The 16,267-nt window shown below is 62.8% G+C and carries 15 protein-coding genes; 5 read left to right on the top strand and 10 right to left on the bottom strand.

Annotated elements, in window-relative coordinates; all coding sequences use genetic code 11:
* Positions 1-8: 8 nt before the first annotated feature.
* Positions 9-1,217, top strand: coding sequence for a chromate efflux transporter (gene chrA, locus VF673_RS09250; RefSeq protein ID WP_440291710.1), 1,209 nt, complete (start codon positions 9-11; stop codon positions 1,215-1,217).
* Here chrA and rloA3 read toward each other — a convergent pair.
* Positions 1,206-1,913 (bottom strand): retropepsin-like aspartic peptidase RloA3, encoded by a 708-nt coding sequence (gene rloA3, locus VF673_RS09245; protein WP_440291709.1) that lies wholly within the window; start codon positions 1,911-1,913, stop codon positions 1,206-1,208. The two genes, chrA and rloA3, sit on opposite strands and share 12 nt — an antisense overlap.
* Positions 1,914-2,213: 300 nt before the next feature.
* Between rloA3 and VF673_RS09240 the strand changes: the two genes are divergently transcribed.
* Positions 2,214-3,860, top strand: a complete 1,647-nt coding sequence (locus tag VF673_RS09240; RefSeq protein ID WP_440291708.1) for a methyl-accepting chemotaxis protein — start codon at positions 2,214-2,216, stop codon at positions 3,858-3,860.
* A 37-nt stretch (positions 3,861-3,897) separates the two neighbouring features.
* On the opposite strand, the gene VF673_RS09235 is transcribed toward VF673_RS09240, so the two are convergent.
* On the bottom strand, positions 3,898-5,082 hold the full coding sequence (locus tag VF673_RS09235) for an EAL domain-containing protein (RefSeq protein WP_440291707.1): 1,185 nt from the start codon (positions 5,080-5,082) through the stop codon (positions 3,898-3,900).
* A gap of 153 nt (positions 5,083-5,235) precedes the next feature.
* On the opposite strand from VF673_RS09235, the gene VF673_RS09230 reads away from it, so the two are divergent.
* Positions 5,236-6,558, top strand: coding sequence for a Na+/H+ antiporter family protein (locus VF673_RS09230; protein WP_440291706.1), 1,323 nt, complete (start codon positions 5,236-5,238; stop codon positions 6,556-6,558).
* A gap of 639 nt (positions 6,559-7,197) precedes the next feature.
* Here the strand turns inward: VF673_RS09230 and VF673_RS09225 are convergent.
* From VF673_RS09225 to VF673_RS09210, 4 genes are read right to left on the bottom strand one after another with little or no spacing between them, the layout of a single operon-like run.
* The gene (locus tag VF673_RS09225) at positions 7,198-8,514 is read right to left on the bottom strand and encodes an ATP-binding protein (RefSeq protein WP_440291705.1); all 1,317 of its coding nucleotides are present in this window, start codon (positions 8,512-8,514) and stop codon (positions 7,198-7,200) included.
* Entirely contained in the window at positions 8,511-9,182 is a 672-nt protein-coding gene (locus VF673_RS09220) for a response regulator transcription factor (RefSeq protein ID WP_090537246.1), read from the bottom strand. The genes VF673_RS09225 and VF673_RS09220 overlap by 4 nt, the downstream gene beginning before the upstream one ends.
* A complete protein-coding gene (locus VF673_RS09215) occupies positions 9,182-9,511 on the bottom strand; it encodes a PepSY domain-containing protein (RefSeq protein WP_440291704.1) in 330 nt (109 codons plus the stop codon). The genes VF673_RS09220 and VF673_RS09215 overlap by 1 nt, the downstream gene beginning before the upstream one ends.
* On the bottom strand, positions 9,504-9,812 hold the full coding sequence (locus tag VF673_RS09210) for a PepSY domain-containing protein (RefSeq protein ID WP_440291703.1): 309 nt from the start codon (positions 9,810-9,812) through the stop codon (positions 9,504-9,506). Before VF673_RS09210 ends, VF673_RS09215 begins: the two co-directional genes overlap by 8 nt.
* 245 nt (positions 9,813-10,057) lie before the next feature.
* Here VF673_RS09210 and VF673_RS09205 point away from each other — a divergent pair, with 245 nt between their 5' ends.
* Positions 10,058-11,140 (top strand): patatin-like phospholipase family protein, encoded by a 1,083-nt coding sequence (locus tag VF673_RS09205; protein WP_440291702.1) that lies wholly within the window; start codon positions 10,058-10,060, stop codon positions 11,138-11,140.
* Between the two features lie 30 nt (positions 11,141-11,170).
* Here VF673_RS09205 and VF673_RS09200 read toward each other — a convergent pair whose 3' ends face one another.
* From VF673_RS09200 to VF673_RS09185, 4 genes are all read right to left on the bottom strand, one after another.
* A complete protein-coding gene (locus tag VF673_RS09200) occupies positions 11,171-11,668 on the bottom strand; it encodes a C40 family peptidase (protein ID WP_440291701.1) in 498 nt (165 codons plus the stop codon).
* Positions 11,669-11,759: 91 nt separating this feature from the next.
* Entirely contained in the window at positions 11,760-12,434 is a 675-nt protein-coding gene (locus tag VF673_RS09195) for a DNA-3-methyladenine glycosylase I (RefSeq protein ID WP_440291700.1), read from the bottom strand.
* A gap of 18 nt (positions 12,435-12,452) precedes the next feature.
* Positions 12,453-13,277 carry a tRNA 2-thiocytidine(32) synthetase TtcA gene (ttcA, locus tag VF673_RS09190; RefSeq protein WP_440291699.1) on the bottom strand — a complete coding sequence of 275 codons (825 nt, stop codon included), beginning with the start codon at positions 13,275-13,277 and terminating at the stop codon, positions 12,453-12,455.
* Positions 13,278-13,388: 111 nt separating this feature from the next.
* Positions 13,389-13,988 carry a Yip1 family protein gene (locus VF673_RS09185; RefSeq protein WP_440291698.1) on the bottom strand — a complete coding sequence of 200 codons (600 nt, stop codon included), beginning with the start codon at positions 13,986-13,988 and terminating at the stop codon, positions 13,389-13,391.
* A 278-nt stretch (positions 13,989-14,266) separates the two neighbouring features.
* On the opposite strand from VF673_RS09185, the gene VF673_RS09180 reads away from it, so the two are divergent.
* Complete coding sequence (locus VF673_RS09180; protein ID WP_440291697.1) at positions 14,267-16,264, top strand: choice-of-anchor I family protein; 1,998 nt, start codon at positions 14,267-14,269, stop codon at positions 16,262-16,264.
* Positions 16,265-16,267: the final 3 nt, after the last annotated feature.

Here is a 16,267-nt window from a genome sequence, read left to right as displayed (position 1 = left end):
GCGTCTCCGTGAAACAGCCGCCTGCCCCCCTGCCCCGTGACGATCGCAGTCCCTGGGCAGTCTTTCTGGTTTTCCTGCGTCTGGGGCTGACCTCCTTCGGTGGCCCCATTGCTCATCTGGGCTACTTCCGTGATGAGTTTGTGCTGCGCCGGCAATGGCTGTCGGAGCGGGCCTATGCCGATCTGATCGGGCTTTGCCAGTTTCTTCCGGGTCCGGCGAGCAGTCAGATAGGTATTGCCCTGGGCCTTGGCCGGGCGGGCTATGGCGGTGCGCTGGCGGCGTGGCTGGGTTTCACCCTGCCCTCGGCCATTGCGCTGATCCTGTTCGCCAGTCTGCTGGCGAGTCATGGCAATCTGGCGGCTGGCGCCCTGATGGGGCTGAAGGTGGTGGCTGTGGCAGTGGTGGCCCAGGCGGTCTGGGGCATGGCCCGGACCCTGTGCCCGGATCGCCTGCGGGTAACCATGATGGCTGTGGCAGCGGCGGCGGTGCTGTTGATGTCCAGTTACTGGGGCCAGTTGCTGGTGCTGCTGGGCGCGGGCGTGGTCGGTATGTTGCTGATCCGACCGCAGCCTGCAGCCGAGTCGGACTCCACCCCTGCCCCGGTAAGCCGCACGGCGGGCATGCTGGCGCTGACGCTGTTCTTTTCCCTGCTGCTGTTGCTGCCCCTGCTGGCAGCATTGCACCCAGAACCGCTGCTGGTGGTGGCGGACACCTTCTACCGTGTCGGTTCACTGGTGTTCGGTGGCGGCCATGTGGTGCTGCCGCTGCTGCAGGCCGAGACGGTGGATACCGGCTGGGTGGATGTGGAGGTGTTTCTGGCTGGTTACGGGGCAACCCAGGCAGTACCCGGCCCACTGTTCACCTTCAGCGCCTTTCTTGGCGCTGCGATGGATAACGGACTGCCGGGCTGGCTGAACGGCCTGTTCTGCCTGGTCATGGTGTTCCTGCCGTCGTTTCTGCTGGTGATTGGGGTGATGCCGTTCTGGGATCGGCTGCGCCGCCGGCAGCGCATCAGGTCGGCGCTGGCGGGGGTGAATGCAGCTGTGGTGGGACTTCTGCTGGCGGCGCTGTATCAGCCGATGTGGACCACTGCCATTCGCGGGCCGGCGGATTTCGTTCTGGCCCTCGCGGCACTGGTCGCGCTGGTGTTCTGGAAGCTGCCGCCGTGGCTGGTGGTGCTGGCCACGGCAGCGGGTGGTTGGGCGTTATCTCTTTGAGCTTTCCTGCTCGCCACCTTCCTGCTCGTCATCCTCTTCCTCCGGCTCGGAGGGCTGATCGATCTGGCTCTCGTCGATCAGGCTGGGATCTTCCTTGAGCTTCTGCTGACGCTGGCGCTCCTCCTCGCTGGCCTGCTCGGGGCATTCCAGGGGCAGCAGGAAGGTGCTGGACACGTCGATCAGTCCGATATGCTCGATGGTACGGCGACCCAGCAATACCGGATAGGTCATGTCGCTGCGGTCCCGCAGGGAGAACTGCTCTTCGTAGATGCGGTTGCCGATGCACATGCGCATCTTGACCACCGGGCGGTAGTCCTCCCCGCCGGCACCGCGCACGGTGATCTGACGGTAGACCGGTCGCTCGAAATGCAGGGTGGTCATCTCGCCGGTATCGGCGTCCTTGACCTCGACGTCGTAGCGCACCCAGCGCTTGCCGTCGCGGCGGAAGCGTTCGAGATTGATAGCGTGCATGGAGGAGGTCAGTGCCCCGGAGTCGACCTTGACCTTGACTGCGGTCTGCTCCGGAAGGATCAGCCCCTTCTCAACCCAGCCGACAATGACCTTGCCTTCCACGTCCTCGGTCATGACCGCATCAGCCGGCGGTTCTACCTCAGCTGTTTCAGCAAGCAATGCAGTGGAGATGGCGGACAGCCCGAACAGGGCGGTGAAGGACAGGCTTTTGATAGATAGCTGCATATGAGATCCCATGAGAAACAAACGGGTAGACCCGGCCAGCAGCGGAAAGTGCCCGCCAGCACATGGAGCGGCGGCAATGTATCACGCTCCCCGTTGCAGCGGAAGGCAGCATTGGGGCGCTTTTATGCCATTCATCAGCCGGCGGGCGCGCTGGCGATTCAGCATACAAATGATGGCCATGTGCATTTGCGCAGAAAGATAAAAAATGCTCCAGTAACCACCCTTCCGGCCGATAAGGTTCGGTAGATCGCCTACAGAGCAGATCGCAATAATCAATAACACTAAAGCGCGGAGATCAAAATGGAGTTCTTACGCCGAGTCAGGATCAATCAACGACTGTGGCTTATCCTCGTGGTGGCCCTGATCAGCCTGTTGTTGCTGACCTACATTTCCCTGGATCACCTACGCAAGGAAATCCACGCTGCGGAGATCACCAAGGCAACCCACCTGGTAGAAACCGCCCACAGTCTGCTGGCTGGATACCACAAGCGCGAGCTCAGCGGGGAGCTGACTGGCGAGGAGGCGCGCCGGCAAGCCCTGGAAGCCCTGCGCCAGCTGCGCTACGACGGCAACGAGTACTTCTGGGTCAATGACATGAACTACGTGATGCTCATGCATCCCATGGCGCCGGAAACCGAAGGCGTCGACCTGAGCACGCTGGGACGTCCGGGCTCGGTGAATGTGATCAAGGAGATGGTCGACCTGGCCCGCGTCCAGGGCACCGGCCACTATGAATACAACTGGGTCAAACCCGGCGGACAGATCGACGTGGATGACCCGGTTCGTCGGCTGTCAGCCTTCACCCACTTCAAACCCTGGGACTACATGATCGGCAGCGGTATCTATCTGGACGAGATGGAGGCGCGCTTCCGTGACCAGATGGTGTGGGCCCTGTCCGTAGTGGCCTTGATCGTGCTGTTCATGGTCGCCACCATCTACCTGATCGGCCGCAGCATCACCCATCCGCTGAACGTGGTAGTCCAGGCCATGGGCAATATCGCCCAGGGCGAAGCGGACCTGACCCGCACCCTGGACAGCAACGGGCGGGACGAGCTGTCGCTGCTGGCCTACCACTTCAATACCTTCACCGGCAACCTGCGCAATCTGGTGACCCAGCTGGGCGATGGCGCCAATCAGATGATCAGCGCCAGCCAACAGCTGGACCAGATCAGCAATGCGACGCTGAACGGCATGAACCGGCAATCCGAGCGCATGGATCTGATGGCTACGGCAATCAACGAGATCACCTATGGTGTGCAGGACGTGGCGCAGAACGCCAATGCCGCCGCACGGGAGGTGGAAAACGCCAGTGAGGGCGCCGAGTTCGGCCGGCAGCAGGTAAGGAAAACCATCGAACATATCGATCGCCTGTCCGCCAGCGTCGGCACAGCCGTGGGGCACATGGAGACGCTGTCGACCGATGCGGATGAGATCGCCACGGTACTGGATGTAATCCGTGCCATCGCCGAGCAGACCAACCTGCTGGCCCTGAACGCGGCTATCGAGGCAGCGCGGGCCGGGGAGATGGGTCGCGGCTTCGCCGTGGTGGCGGACGAGGTACGCAACCTGGCCCAACGCACCCAGAAGTCCACCGAGGAGATCCACAACATGATCACCCGGCTGCAGAACAACACCCAGTCGGCGGTTCATGTGATCAACGAGAGCAGCCAGTATTCGGAGCAGAGTGTCGAGCAGGTGAATGCGGCGGGCCGGGCGCTGGAGCAGATCAGCCAGGCCATGCAGCAGCTGGTGGCTCTGAACGCCTCCATCGCCAGCGCCACAACACAGCAGTCAACCGTGGTGGAAGATGTGAACCGCAACGTGACGGAGGCCGCTGGGCTGGCCCAGGAAACCACCGAAGGCGCTCAGCAGACTGCCGAGGCGAGTCAGCATCTGGCACGTATCGGCGAGCAGATCAGCGCCCTGCTCGCTCGTTTCCGCGTCTGATGTCCGAGGGTTGCCGGTCGCGGCCGGCAACCTCCCTTCATCCCCGACTGCCGACCTGCTGCAGCCGCTCCACATCGATATCCACCAGCAACAAATGTCGCCCCTCGTCAATGAACAGGCCGGAGGTCATGCACTGGCGGTGGCTGCTCGCGTCGCGGTAGCGACTGGACAGCAGAACCCGACTGTCTTCCCCCGCCGCCGCCAGAATACGGTAGAAGTACGGACGCCATGACCAGTTATGGTCCAGGTAGCGCGGGTCCTGCCGCCAGCGCTGACCGGTCCACTCATAGTTCGGCGAGATCTGCGTACCGTAGGCGTCGCACAGAAAGAAGCGCAGCAGCCAGGGGTATTCCGTCGGCGGGCGCAGGGACTCGGGCTTGCCGCCCTGCTCCAGCCAGATGCGCAGTTCGGCAAACAACTGGCCGAGGGATCTGCGCAGTTCCAGAAAGCGGCCACGTTCGGCGAGCTTGGCCTGCACGTACTGGTCGCGCAGGTGGGAAAACAGCGGCTGCAGCGCGTCGGGCTGGAGGAAGCTTTCCTCGGCTGCACCAAAAAGGTATCCCTGCACATAGCGCGCGCCACAATCCAGTGCAAAGTGCAGGTGTTCTTCGGTCTCGACACCCTCGGCGATGATCCAGCAGCCGCTCTTCTCGGCCACCAGCGCCAGTGATTTGACGAACTCCGAGCTGCTGCTGTTTTCCCGGGTGACCTGATGCAGCAGCTGGATATCGAGTTTGAGGAAGTCCGGCTGCAGCGCAATCACCTGATCCAGCATGGAATAACCGGTACCGAAGTCATCCACTGCCACGCGGATGCCGGCGTTCTTGTAGCGAGCCACCACCTGGCGCAGGCGATCCGGATCCCCCTGCAGGCCGGAAATCTCGAACACCACACGCTCAGGTGCCAGATCCAGCTCCTCAAGCAGGGTCAAGCTCGGCAGCGGCGCCTCAAGACTGACCTGGGCCAGCCACTTGGGCGAAATGTTCAGACTGATGAAGCCGGTAGGCGTGGCCTTGAAGTGCTCCAGCGCCATGCGGCGGACCGCTCGATCAAGGTGCAACAGCTCGGTCTGGTCGACATCCGGATCGTTGAACAGGGGGCCGGCGCTGACTACCTCGCCGTCGTCCCGACGCAGGCGGGCCAGGACTTCATAGCCGGCGACCCGGCCGGTGGCGGTGTCGATCAGCGGTTGGTAGTACGGCAGCGGTTGTCCTTCGATCACAACAGAGTCTCCAGGTCAGGTGGCTGTACAGATTATGCAAGATTGTCGCCAGAAAGATACCGATCTGCGTCAGCTTTCCATCATCCATGGCTAGGCCCTGCCCGCTTCGGGTATCCTTGGCTGTTTTTCGAGCCCCTGACAGGAAGCTACCCCATGAATGCGGTTGTTCTAGCAGTAGGCGTGATGCTGGCGCTGAGTCTGTGTCGCGTACACGTTGTTGTTGCACTGATTGCAGGTGCTGTGGCCGGAGGTCTGGCCGGTGGCCTGACTCTCGATGATACCCTGCAGGCCTTTCAGGCTGGTCTGGGCAAGGGTGCGACAGTCGCCCTGAGCTATGCCCTGCTCGGCGCCTTTGCCGTGGCCATCGCCAAGTCCGGTACTGCCCATGCTCTGGCCGACCGGGCTCTGGGCATGATCAACAGCGGGAGCAAAGCCGGTGCCGGCAAGCTGCGTCTGATCCTGCTGGCACTGCTGCTCGGCGCGGCGATCGCCTCGCAGAACATTCTGCCCATCCACATCGCTTTCATCCCACTGCTGATCCCGCCGCTGCTGTTTGTCATGAACAAGCTGCGTCTGGATCGCCGTCTGGTGGCCTGCGTACTGACCTTTGGCCTGATCACGCCGTACATGTTCCTGCCAGTGGGCTTCGGTGCGATCTTCCTCAATGACATCCTGCTGGCCAACATGCGTGACGGCGGGCTGGATACCACCGGCATCAACGTGATGCAGGCCATGGCGCTGCCGGCTCTGGGCATGGCGTTCGGCCTGGCGGTGGCCTTCGTCAGCTATCGCCGCAAGCGCGATTACGCTCCGGCACAGATCGGGGGCGGCGACAAGCCAGAGGACAAGGTCGTCTACAGTCCCAAGACCCTGCTGGTGGCACTGGTGGCGGTGGTAGCGGCCTTTGCCGTGCAGCTGTGGCTGGACTCGATGATCATGGGCGCGCTGGCCGGCTTCATCGTGTTTTCCATGTCCGGTGTGGTGCGCTGGCGCGAGGCCGATGACCTCTTCACCGAGGGCATGAAGATGATGGCCATGATCGGCTTCATCATGATTACCGCCAACGGTTTTGCCTCGGTGATGCAGGCCACCGGTCATATCGAAACCATGGTAACCACCTCGGTGGAGTACATTGGTGACAACAAGGCGCTGGCTGCCCTGCTCATGCTGGTAGTGGGTCTGCTGATCACTCTGGGCATCGGCTCGTCTTTCTCCACCGTACCGATCATCGCCGCCATCTATGTACCCCTGGCCATGCACATGGGTTTCAGCCCGCTGGCGATCGTTTCCCTCGTCGGCACCGCCGCCGCCCTGGGTGACGCCGGCTCCCCGGCCTCCGACTCCACCCTGGGCCCGACCGCAGGCCTGAACGTGGACGGCCAGCACAACCACATCTGGGACACCGTTGTGCCTACCTTCCTGCACTACAACCTGCCGCTGATTGCCTTTGGCTGGGCAGCGGCGATGGTGCTCTGAGCCATCACCGGAGGGGTTATCGGTTGTAGGGGCACCCGTGTCGGGTGCGATTGGGGGTTGGCTCGGGGTGCTGGCTGGGCTCCGCTTCGCACCGAGGGCGGTGCTCCTACATAAAACTTTCGCACCGAGGGCGGTGCTCCTACACAAGATGCCCCTTGGGTTGTAGGAGCACCCGTGTCGGGTGCGAAGGGGGTTGGCGCGGGGTGCTGGCTGGGCTCCGCTTCGCACCGAGGGCGCTGCTCCTACAACAAAGCCAATCCCAACTCCGACCCGTAGGAGCACCCGCCCCGGGTGCGAAAACGTACTCCCGGTCGCGGAAATGTGCCCGCCCTGTTCGCACCGAGGGCGGTGCTCCTACATCAAAACCGGGACCCTCCCCGAACCGTAGGAGCACCCGCCCGGGGTGCGAAAACGTACTCCCGGTCGCAGAAGTGTGCCCGCCTGTTCGCACCGAGGGCGGTGCTCCTACATCAAAACCGGGATCCTCCCCGAACCGTAGGAGCACCCGCCCGGGGTGCGAAAACGTACTCCCGGTCGCAGAAATGTGCCCGCCTGTTCGCACCGAGGCGGCGCTCGTACATGAAAAATTTCGCACCGGGCGGTCCGGCGGTCCGGCGATCCGCCGATCTGCGGTGCTCGTCAGGGTTGGTGGGGGTAAGGGAGGCAAACCTGGACGGCGAGGCCGCCCAGTGGGCTTTTCCGGAGCTGGAGGTCGCCGTTGTATACTTCGACCAGGTCGCCGACGATATCCAGTCCCAGTCCGTGCCCGGTGACTGCCTCATCCAGACGGACCCCGCGCTGCAGTACCCGCTGCCGATCGGCTTCGCTTATTCCCGGGCCATCGTCCTCGACACTCAGCAATAACTCCTGCTCGGTCACCTGCCACTCCAGCCGGACCCGGCTGCGGGCCCATTTGCAGGCGTTGTCCAACAGGTTGCCGAGCAGCTCGAGCATGTCCTCGCGCTCGAATGGCCAGGGCGCCTTACCTTGTAAATCAGGGTATTCGATACGCACCCGTTCGTCATGGGACTGCTGCACCGAGGTACACAGCCAGGGCAGGTCCTCCGCTGCGCTGAAACGTCGGGTCAGCTGGCGCTCCGGCGCCAGTCGTGCGCGCTGCAGAGCGCGCTCGAGCTGACGGCGGATCTGCTCGATTTGCTGCCGCAGGACCTCCCGATCCCCGACATCCAGCACCTCTTTGGTGAGCAGCCTTTCCACCACCGCCAGAGGCGTCTTCAAGCCGTGGCTGAGATCACCGACGCCTTTGCGTGCGCGCTGGATGAGGCGTTCCAGTTGCGCTCCGAGATGGTTGACTTCCTGTACCAGCGGCAGCAGTTCCTGCGGAACCTGATCGGACAACTGCAGACGCTGCCCGGCCTGCCACTCGGCCAGTTCCTGCCGGGCTTGGCGCAGCGGCCGTAGTGCCTTGCGCAGCAGCAATTGCTGCACCGCGAGGCTGATCAGCACCGCCAGCCCGCCCAGCCCCCAGAGCCAGACACGGGCACGCGCAAAGGCCTCGAGCAGTGGCTGATAATCCAGCGCCACACTGATCTGCACTGACTGCCCCAGCTTGTTGAACCGCTCGGAGCGCACCAGCAGCTGCTGTCCGGAGGGGCCGGGTTGCAGGGTATGGTCAGCGCTGTCCAGCGGCATGGGCAGACGCTGGTCCCATAATGAACGCGAGCGCCAGCGATGCGGGCCCGCCTCGACAATGAAGTAGCGCCCGGAATACAGCCGCATGTAATCCGGACTGACGCGCCCGGTATCCAGGTAGAGCCCCTGCGGCCCGTTGCTGACCGCAGCCAGCAGCGCATCGGCTTCGCGCTGCAGGTCGCGGCTCAGGTAATCGCGCAGCGCCCGGTCAAAGACCCACACCGCCCCCTGCCCGACCAGGGTAACCGTCAGCAGCAGTACCAGCAGCAGTCCGCCACCCAGGCGGCGGCTGATGGAATTCACGTCTGCCGCCCGACCAGCACGTAGCCCTGACCACGGCGGGTCTCGATGGCGTCGCGGCCGATCTTGCGGCGCAGATGATTGATCTGCACCTCGATGACGTTGGATTCCCGCTCGGCTTCGTTATCGTACAGGTGCTCCATGAGCCGGGACTTGGACACCAGCTTGCCCGCGTGCAGCATCAGGCAGCGCAGCAGGCGAAACTCACTGGCCGACAGATCCACCGCCTCCAGTCCGGGCCCGGAGACCTGCTGGGTGCTTTCATCCAGCGTCAGGCCGGCGGCCTGCAGGGTCGGTCTGGGCTCATGCCCATGGCTGCGACGCAGCAGACCCTGAACCCGCAACAGTAATTCCTCGGGATGAAAGGGTTTGGTGAGATAGTCATCGGCGCCGGCGCGCAGGCCATCGATCCGCTCGGCCCAGCTGTCGCGTGCAGTGAGGATCAGCACCGGAAGATTCATCCCCCGGGCACGCCAGGCCTGCAGGACCTCCAGTCCACTTCTGCCGGGCAGCCCCAGATCCAGAATGCACAGGTCATAGGGCTCGATCTCGGCCAGCTGCTGCACATCACGCCCGTCGGCACGCCAGTCGACGACATACCCCGCCTGCCGCAGATCCTGCATCAGCCCTTCCGCCAGGGCCACGTTATCCTCGGCAAGCAACAGCCGCATCAGTCATCCTCGTCGATATCCACATCCAGCAGTCTGCCAGTGACCGCATCATACTCCAGCTCGACAACCCGGCGATCCCGGGTGACCAGTTCCAGCTCATAGATGTACCGACCATCATCGCGTTCCAGCTCGGCGCCGAGAAAGCGCCCGGGATAGCGCTGCAGCGCATCTTCAATAAGAGCGTGCAATGGCAGAATACGCCCCTGCTCGGCCAGGCGCAGGGCTTCGTCCTGATCAATGTCATGGGCGAACGCGAGGTTGGCCCAGAGCCCAAAAAACAACCAGCCGCACAGGGCGGCTGGTTTCAGGCGACGGTGAAGATCAGTCATCCTGCTCGGTCTTGATGACGTCGCCGGTGGCTGCATCCAGGGTGATATCCCAATCGGTACCATCCTCGCTGCGGATATCCAGCTTGTACTCATAGCGACCATCGTCCAGCTCCAGATCGCGGTCGGTGATCTGGCCCGCCTTGATCGACAGCGCCTTCTGCTCCAGGCTCTCCAGCGACTGGATGGTGCCCTGTTCGACCAGACGGGCCGCCTCCTCGCGGCTGATATCATCATCAGCCATGGCGGCAGCAGAACCAACACCCAGCAGTACGGCGCAGGACAGTGCAATGTAGTTTTTCATATCAGGTAACTCCGTTGTTTGAACACAAGGATAGCCTATAGGACCAAACTGAATTCAGGCTTAAAACAACCTGAAGCCAGACTTAAGACCATCAGATCGGCCGCTCCGTTCTACCTATCGCTCCATCCATGCCCCCACTACACACCGACGCTACGTCACTTTTCAGACGTTGAGCTGCCCTGCGCTGACAAGCGACATTGATCCTGAGACAATATGACAACCTGCTTCGCTCTGATGGATGTTTCATGGTCGCCATTCATGTTCCCGAACCCGCTCTGACGCTCCGCGCCGGCGCCCGCGCCCTTGCCCGCATTCGTGAATCGGGCCTGCAACCAGCCGATATCCACGTCATACCCGGCGCTGCCGGAGGCCCCAAGGCACTGGGTATCCAGGGTCTGGACATGGCCATCTTCGGTCAGTGGCTCCCCCAGGCGCCGCAACCGCGCAGTCTGGTGGGCGCCTCGATCGGCAGTTGGCGCTTCGCCAGCGTGTGCAAGCCGGACCCGGTGGCCGGCCTGCAGCGTCTGGGTGAACTCTATACCACCCAGCGCTTCCCCAAGGGCATCACCGTGGCGGAGATCAGCCGGCGCTGCGCGACCATGCTGGATGAACTGCTGGAAGGCCAGGATGAAGCCATCCTGGCCAATCCTCTCTACCATCTCAACATCATGGTGGTGAAGTCCCTGCGTCTGCTGCAGCTGGACCACCCCAGAGCACTGGGGCTGGGGCTGGGCGGCGTGATTGGCAGCAACCTGCTGGGACGGCGCCACCTCAAGCGGTGGTTCGAACGGGTCATCATCCACGATGCCCGGCTGGCTCCGCCCCTTGGTGATCTTGACGACTTCGTCACCAGCTACGTGAGCCTGAGCACGGACAACCTGCGACCGGCACTGCTGGCCTCGGGCTCCATTCCCATGGTGATGGAGGCGGTGCGGGACATTCCCGGCGCCAGCGAGGGCGTGTACCGCGATGGCGGCTTGCTCGACTACCACCTGGATCTGCCCTGGAAGGCTCCCGGCGTGGTGCTCTACCCGCACTTCATCGACCGGGTGGTGCCGGGCTGGTTCGACAAGGCGATGCCCTGGCGCCGGGCCTGCGCTGATCGCGCGGGGGATGTGCTGCTGGTGGCGCCCTCGCCGGCCTATCTGGCGCGCCTGCCCTACGGCAAGCTGCCGGATCGCCGGGACTATCGCCGGTTCGGCGCCGACGATGCGGGTCGAGAGCAGTACTGGCGTCAGGCCATGGCGGAAAGTCAGCGACTGGGCGACGAGTTCATGGAGCTGGTGAGCGAAGGACGCCTGGAAGCGAGGCTGCAACCCCTGCGCTGAACACAGTTGCTGCTGCAGTACTGCAGAGAATCAGTGATCGAGCACCCGCCGGGCGCTGATGTAACTGCGCTGCCAGTAACTGGCCTGGAGATCGTCGAGGCGCACTCGTCCCCCACTGCTGGGCGCATGCAGGAAGCGTCCATCCCCGACGTAGATACCGGCATGGTCCACCCGCTTGCCACGGGTCGAGAACAGCACCAGGTCACCGGGTTGCAGTGCATTGGTCGCGGCCTTGCGCGGCAGTTCGCTGAGGCCGGCGGTGGTTCTGGGCAGCGTGACCCCAGCCGTCTCGCGGAACACGTAGTTGATCAATCCGCTGCAGTCGAAGCCGGTTTCCGGGGAGCTGCCACCCCAGCGGTAGGGTGTACCGACCAGGCTGAAGGCGTGGAACAGGATCTCGTCATGGAAGGAGGGCTTGGTGGGCGCTTCGATTGCAACAGGGGGCGGCGGTGGAAGAGGCTGTGGCGCAGTGGCACAGCCAGCCAGAACGGCCAGCGCGGTCAGCAGCGGCAACAGGAACAGGCGCATACCACACCCTCGGATGGAAGATGCGATTACCTTGCCAAGACAATGGGTTGAGGTCAAGTTCTGAGATACCGCCTGAGCGCTGAAACGTAACTCAATGATTCACCGTGAAGGCCAGCATGACTGACAACTGACACAGTGGCCGACCGCTCTGCTCGACCAGCTGATTGAATGCCTGCTGCACCGTGGCCAGGTCCCGCTGACTGGTCGCCACCGCCCTGTCCAACACACCCATTGCCACCAGCGCTGCCAGGACATCCGCAGTGGTAACGAAGGTATCCTTGCCGATCATGCGCAAAAAGCGCGGTACCGAGAGCCCGCCCAGCTGGTTGCCCCGCCGGGCCAGCAGACGCCACAGGCCGACGATATCCTCAGTGGGCCAGTCGGCTATCAGCGCGCCCATGCTGCCGTACTCGCGACTCAGGTCCAGCACCATCTGCGCATTGCGCGGCACGCTGCGCATCTTGGAAAGATGCCGGATGAGCCGCTTGTCGCCCATGAGCCGTTCGATATGCTCGGCACTCATCAGCACCACCTTCTCGGGGTCGAAGCCGAAGAATACTTCCTCGAACGCCGGCCAGCGGGCATCCACCACGCTGTGCTTGAGTCCCGCCCGGAACACTCTCAGGGCAATCTGCGACAGGTAGCGGTCATCGGGCATGGCCCTGAGCTGCTCCGGATCACGGGGGATCGGCAGACGGGACTCGAGCGCCTGACGGGAGCCGAAGCGGTTAAGGCAATACTCTTCCAGCCACTGGTAGTTGCGCATGACCGCTCCTTGCCGGGGTCAGAGATTCATGATGTTGACGAAGCGCGGCGTGGCGCTGTCATCCACCCTGAGGCTGGCGAAGTCGAACAGCGCGGTATCGGCCAGCTGAGACGGCTGAACGTTGCGCAGGGCGCGGAAGATGTTCTCCACCCGGCCGGGGGTTTCCCGCTCCCAGCTGCGCAGCATCTCCTTGACCACCTGGCGCTGCAGGTTCTCCTGGGAGCCGCAGAGGTTGCAGGGAATGATGGGAAACTCCTTGAATGCCGAATAGGCTTCGATGTCCTTCTCGTTGCAGTAGGCCAACGGGCGTATCACCACGTTGCGACCGTCATCGGAGCGCAGCTTGGGCGGCATGGCCTTGAGGTTGCCACCATAGAACATGTTGAGGAAGAAGGTCTCGACGATGTCGTCCCGGTGGTGCCCCAGCGCCATCTTGGTGGCGCCGATCTCGTCGGCAAAGGTGTAGAGATTGCCACGACGCAGGCGCGAACACAGGGAACAGGTGGTCTTGCCCTCGGGCACCTTCTCCTTGACGATGGAATAGGTGTCGCGTTCGAGGATGTGGTACGCAATGCCCAGGCCATCAAGGTAAGCCGGAAGCACATGCTCCGGGAAGCCGGGCTGCTTCTGATCCATATTCACCGCTACGATCTCGAAGCGGATGGGCGCGACCTTCTGCAGATACAGCAGCATGTCCAGCATGGTGTAGCTGTCCTTGCCACCGGACAGGCAGACCATGACCTTGTCGCCGTCCTCGATCATGTTGTAATCGGTAACCGCTTCTGCCGTCAGACGACGCAGACGTTTCTGCAATTTGTTCTGGTTCACGCTAAGGCTGGACATGGTGGGGAACCCGGATGTACTCAAAACCGGGCATTCTACCGGGAATCGACCACCAGAAAAACAGCGGAGCATGCGGAGGGCGCCGGTCGGCACCCTCCGCGTTCAGGGATGTCAGCGCAGGTAGACAGGGCCGATACCCAGCCCCCAGAAGATGACCGCTGTGGCCATCATGCCGACAAGAACCACCAGTCCAACCGCCAGAATGGAGCTGGCGAACAGGAAGCCTTCCTCCTCCGGGATGCCCATGAAGATGGGGATGCCCTGGTACAGGAGGTAGGTGGTGTAGCAGATGGCGATGGTGCCTGCGATCATTGCCAGCCAGAGGTCCGGATAAAGGGCCGCCAATCCGGCGATGAACAGGGGAGTTGCGGTGTAGGCGGCGAAGATAACGCACTCGCTGATGGTCGGGTTGGCATCATAGGTACGCGACATCCAGTGGATGAAGGCGCCCATGACCGCCACGCCGGCCAGCATCGCCAACCAGGTGAGCGCCGTCATCTGCAGCGCACTGGCCTGGGTCAGCTTGACCGGTTCCAGGGTGCCTATGGTCCAGCCTACCTGGGTTGTGCCTATATAGGCAGATACCGCAGGAATAGCCGCCAGAACCAGTACGTGCACCAGGTAAATCGGCCCGAGAGTCATTTCACCGGCCTTGATGCTTCTCCACGCCTTGTCCGGATTGGTGAACAGCCCCACAACATTCTGGATCATGGTCTGACCTCCTGATTTATTCTTGTACCGGGCCTTTGGGGCGCCGGGCAGCAGATGCGACATCGTGTCGCACACCTGCCTTGACTATAGCCAAACTTGCGGAGAAACAAGTCGACCGCTTTAGAGAGTTTTGCGGTTAAGCACCTGCGGGTGATAGCGAAACTGCATTACGCCCTTTACCCTTCATTGCTGTCTTCGTTTCGCAGCAATTTCGTCACCGCTCCGTAACCGGCCGGGGTTATCAAGTAGGCGCCCATTTCAATTAACGGAAGCCCCTGATGAAAAGATGGATGATGAGTGCAACTGCCCTGGCGGTTGCGGCCGGCCTGAGCGGCTGTCTTGGTGGCAGTGGCGGCGGCAGCAACGACGGCGTTGCGGCACCCCCAGCTGCTGGACCACAGGATATCGAGCTGAGCCTGCTGGGCCGCTATTCCACCGGTGCCTATGAGGTCAGTGCGGCGGAGATTCCGGCCTTCGACCCGGTGAACCAGCGCATTTTCATGGTCAACGCCCGGTCCGGTGCGGTGGATGTGCTGGATGCCAGCAACCCTGCGACCCCGACCCTGCTTGGCTCCCTGGCCACCGAAATTTCCGCCGCAACCATCAACAGCGTGGCCTGGCGTGACGGCCTGCTGGCGGTGGCTGTGGAGGCCTCACCCAAGACCAGCCCCGGCAGCGTGGAGCTGTATGACGCCACTACCCTGACGCTGATCGACCGCGTGCAGGTAGGTGCCCTGCCGGACATGGTCACCTTCACTCCTGACGGCCGCTATGTCCTGGTCGCGAACGAAGGCGAGCCCAGCAATGACTATTCCGTCGACCCGGAAGGCTCCATCAGCGTGGTGGAAGTACTGGCCGATGGCAGCGGCTTCGGCACGGCTCGGGTTGCCGGCTTCGGTCATTTCGAAGCGCAGAAACAGCAGCTCATCGAGCGTGGCGTACGCATTTACGGCCCCGGGGACAACCGCGAGGTCTACGGCCCCGACAACCTGGCCAGCGTGGCCCGGGACGTGGAGCCCGAGTACATCACCGTCTCCCCCGACTCCAGCACTGCGTGGGTTTCCCTGCAGGAAAACAACGCACTGGCACGCCTGGACATCGCCAGCGCGACCATCACCGACATCCTGCCCCTGGGCTACAAGGATTACGGTCAGGCGGGCAACCAGATCGATGCCAGCGACGAAGATGGTCCTGCTGGAGCTCCGGCACTCAACTTCCAGAGCTGGCCGGGGGTCGTAGGCATGTACCACCCCGATGCCATCGCCAGTTACAGCGTCGAGGATCGCACCTATATCGTCTCGGCCAACGAGGGCGATGCCCGGGCCTGGGGCGAGGATGATGATGCCTACTGGGGCTCGGACGACTCCCTGCCAGGCGATCGCAGCAAGGGCTTTGTCGAGGAGATACGCCTGAAGCATCTGGTTCACCATAATGGCTTCAGCCGCCGTTACGCTGACGACATGCCGCCGCAGCTGGCTGAGCTGGCCAGGGGTGCCCTGCTCGATCCGGCCGTGTTCTCCTATTGCGGTGCCGGTCTGGATCCGAGCAGGCCTTCGGGGTCCTGCCGCGAGGACGAGGCCGATCCGGCGAGCGGTGCCGGTCTGGGCCGGCTGAACGTCAGCTGGGTGCAGGGCTACAAGACCCAGGCCGATGGCAGCCCGGTCTACCACGATGCGGCGGGCAATCCCGACCCGACAGCGGATGCCAGCAACGGCTATCTGATGTACCACACCCTGCATTCCTATGGGGCCCGTTCCTTCTCGATCTGGGATGAGGACGGTGAACTGGTGTGGGATTCCGGGGATTTCTTCGAGAAGTTTCTCGCCGGTCAGACCGATTACCAGTGCCTGTTGGGTGAGGATCGCAGCATTCCCTGCCTGGAGTACTTCAACTCGGGTCATAACGAAGCCAATGGTTTTGACAGCCGCAGCGACGCCAAGGGGCCCGAGCCGGAAGGGATCGCCCTGGGCCGTATCGGTGAGCAGGCCTTTGCCTTCATCGGGCTGGAGCGTATGGGCGGCATCATGGTGTTCGACATCACTGACCCCAACCAGCCGCTGTTCCAGGATTACCTGAACACCCGGAACAATTGGGTGGACGAGCCGGAGGAGCTGGCCGCTGCCGGGCGCCTGGATGAGGCTGGCGATCTGGGCCCCGAAGGCCTGGCCTTTGTCAGTGCTGAAGACTCCCCCACCGGCGAGCCCCTGCTGATTGTCGGTAACGAGGTCAGCGGCACCACTGCCATTTTCCAGATCCACCCAAGCGAGCGTAAGTAACAG

This window comes from Halopseudomonas sp. Lyrl_26, from assembly GCF_051948695.1.
Taxonomy (GTDB): Bacteria; Pseudomonadota; Gammaproteobacteria; order Pseudomonadales; family Pseudomonadaceae; genus Halopseudomonas; species Halopseudomonas formosensis.
This window is presented reverse-complemented; position numbering and strand designations above follow the sequence as displayed.

Excerpts from the sequence above, each read along its gene's own strand:
- VF673_RS09195 (WP_440291700.1), bottom strand. The coding sequence starts at position 12,434 with ATGCGCAACTACCAGTGGCTGGAAGAGTATTGCCTTAACCGCTTCGGC.
- VF673_RS09230 (WP_440291706.1), top strand. The coding sequence starts at position 5,236 with ATGAATGCGGTTGTTCTAGCAGTAGGCGTGATGCTGGCGCTGAGTCTG.
- VF673_RS09185 (WP_440291698.1), bottom strand. The coding sequence starts at position 13,988 with ATGATCCAGAATGTTGTGGGGCTGTTCACCAATCCGGACAAGGCGTGG.
- VF673_RS09200 (WP_440291701.1), bottom strand. The coding sequence starts at position 11,668 with ATGCGCCTGTTCCTGTTGCCGCTGCTGACCGCGCTGGCCGTTCTGGCT.
- VF673_RS09220 (WP_090537246.1), bottom strand. The coding sequence starts at position 9,182 with ATGCGGCTGTTGCTTGCCGAGGATAACGTGGCCCTGGCGGAAGGGCTG.
- VF673_RS09240 (WP_440291708.1), top strand. The coding sequence starts at position 2,214 with ATGGAGTTCTTACGCCGAGTCAGGATCAATCAACGACTGTGGCTTATC.
- VF673_RS09215 (WP_440291704.1), bottom strand. The coding sequence starts at position 9,511 with ATGACTGATCTTCACCGTCGCCTGAAACCAGCCGCCCTGTGCGGCTGG.
- VF673_RS09205 (WP_440291702.1), top strand. The coding sequence starts at position 10,058 with ATGGTCGCCATTCATGTTCCCGAACCCGCTCTGACGCTCCGCGCCGGC.
- rloA3 (WP_440291709.1), bottom strand. The coding sequence starts at position 1,913 with ATGCAGCTATCTATCAAAAGCCTGTCCTTCACCGCCCTGTTCGGGCTG.
- ttcA (WP_440291699.1), bottom strand. The coding sequence starts at position 13,277 with ATGTCCAGCCTTAGCGTGAACCAGAACAAATTGCAGAAACGTCTGCGT.
- VF673_RS09210 (WP_440291703.1), bottom strand. The coding sequence starts at position 9,812 with ATGAAAAACTACATTGCACTGTCCTGCGCCGTACTGCTGGGTGTTGGT.
- VF673_RS09180 (WP_440291697.1), top strand. The coding sequence starts at position 14,267 with ATGAAAAGATGGATGATGAGTGCAACTGCCCTGGCGGTTGCGGCCGGC.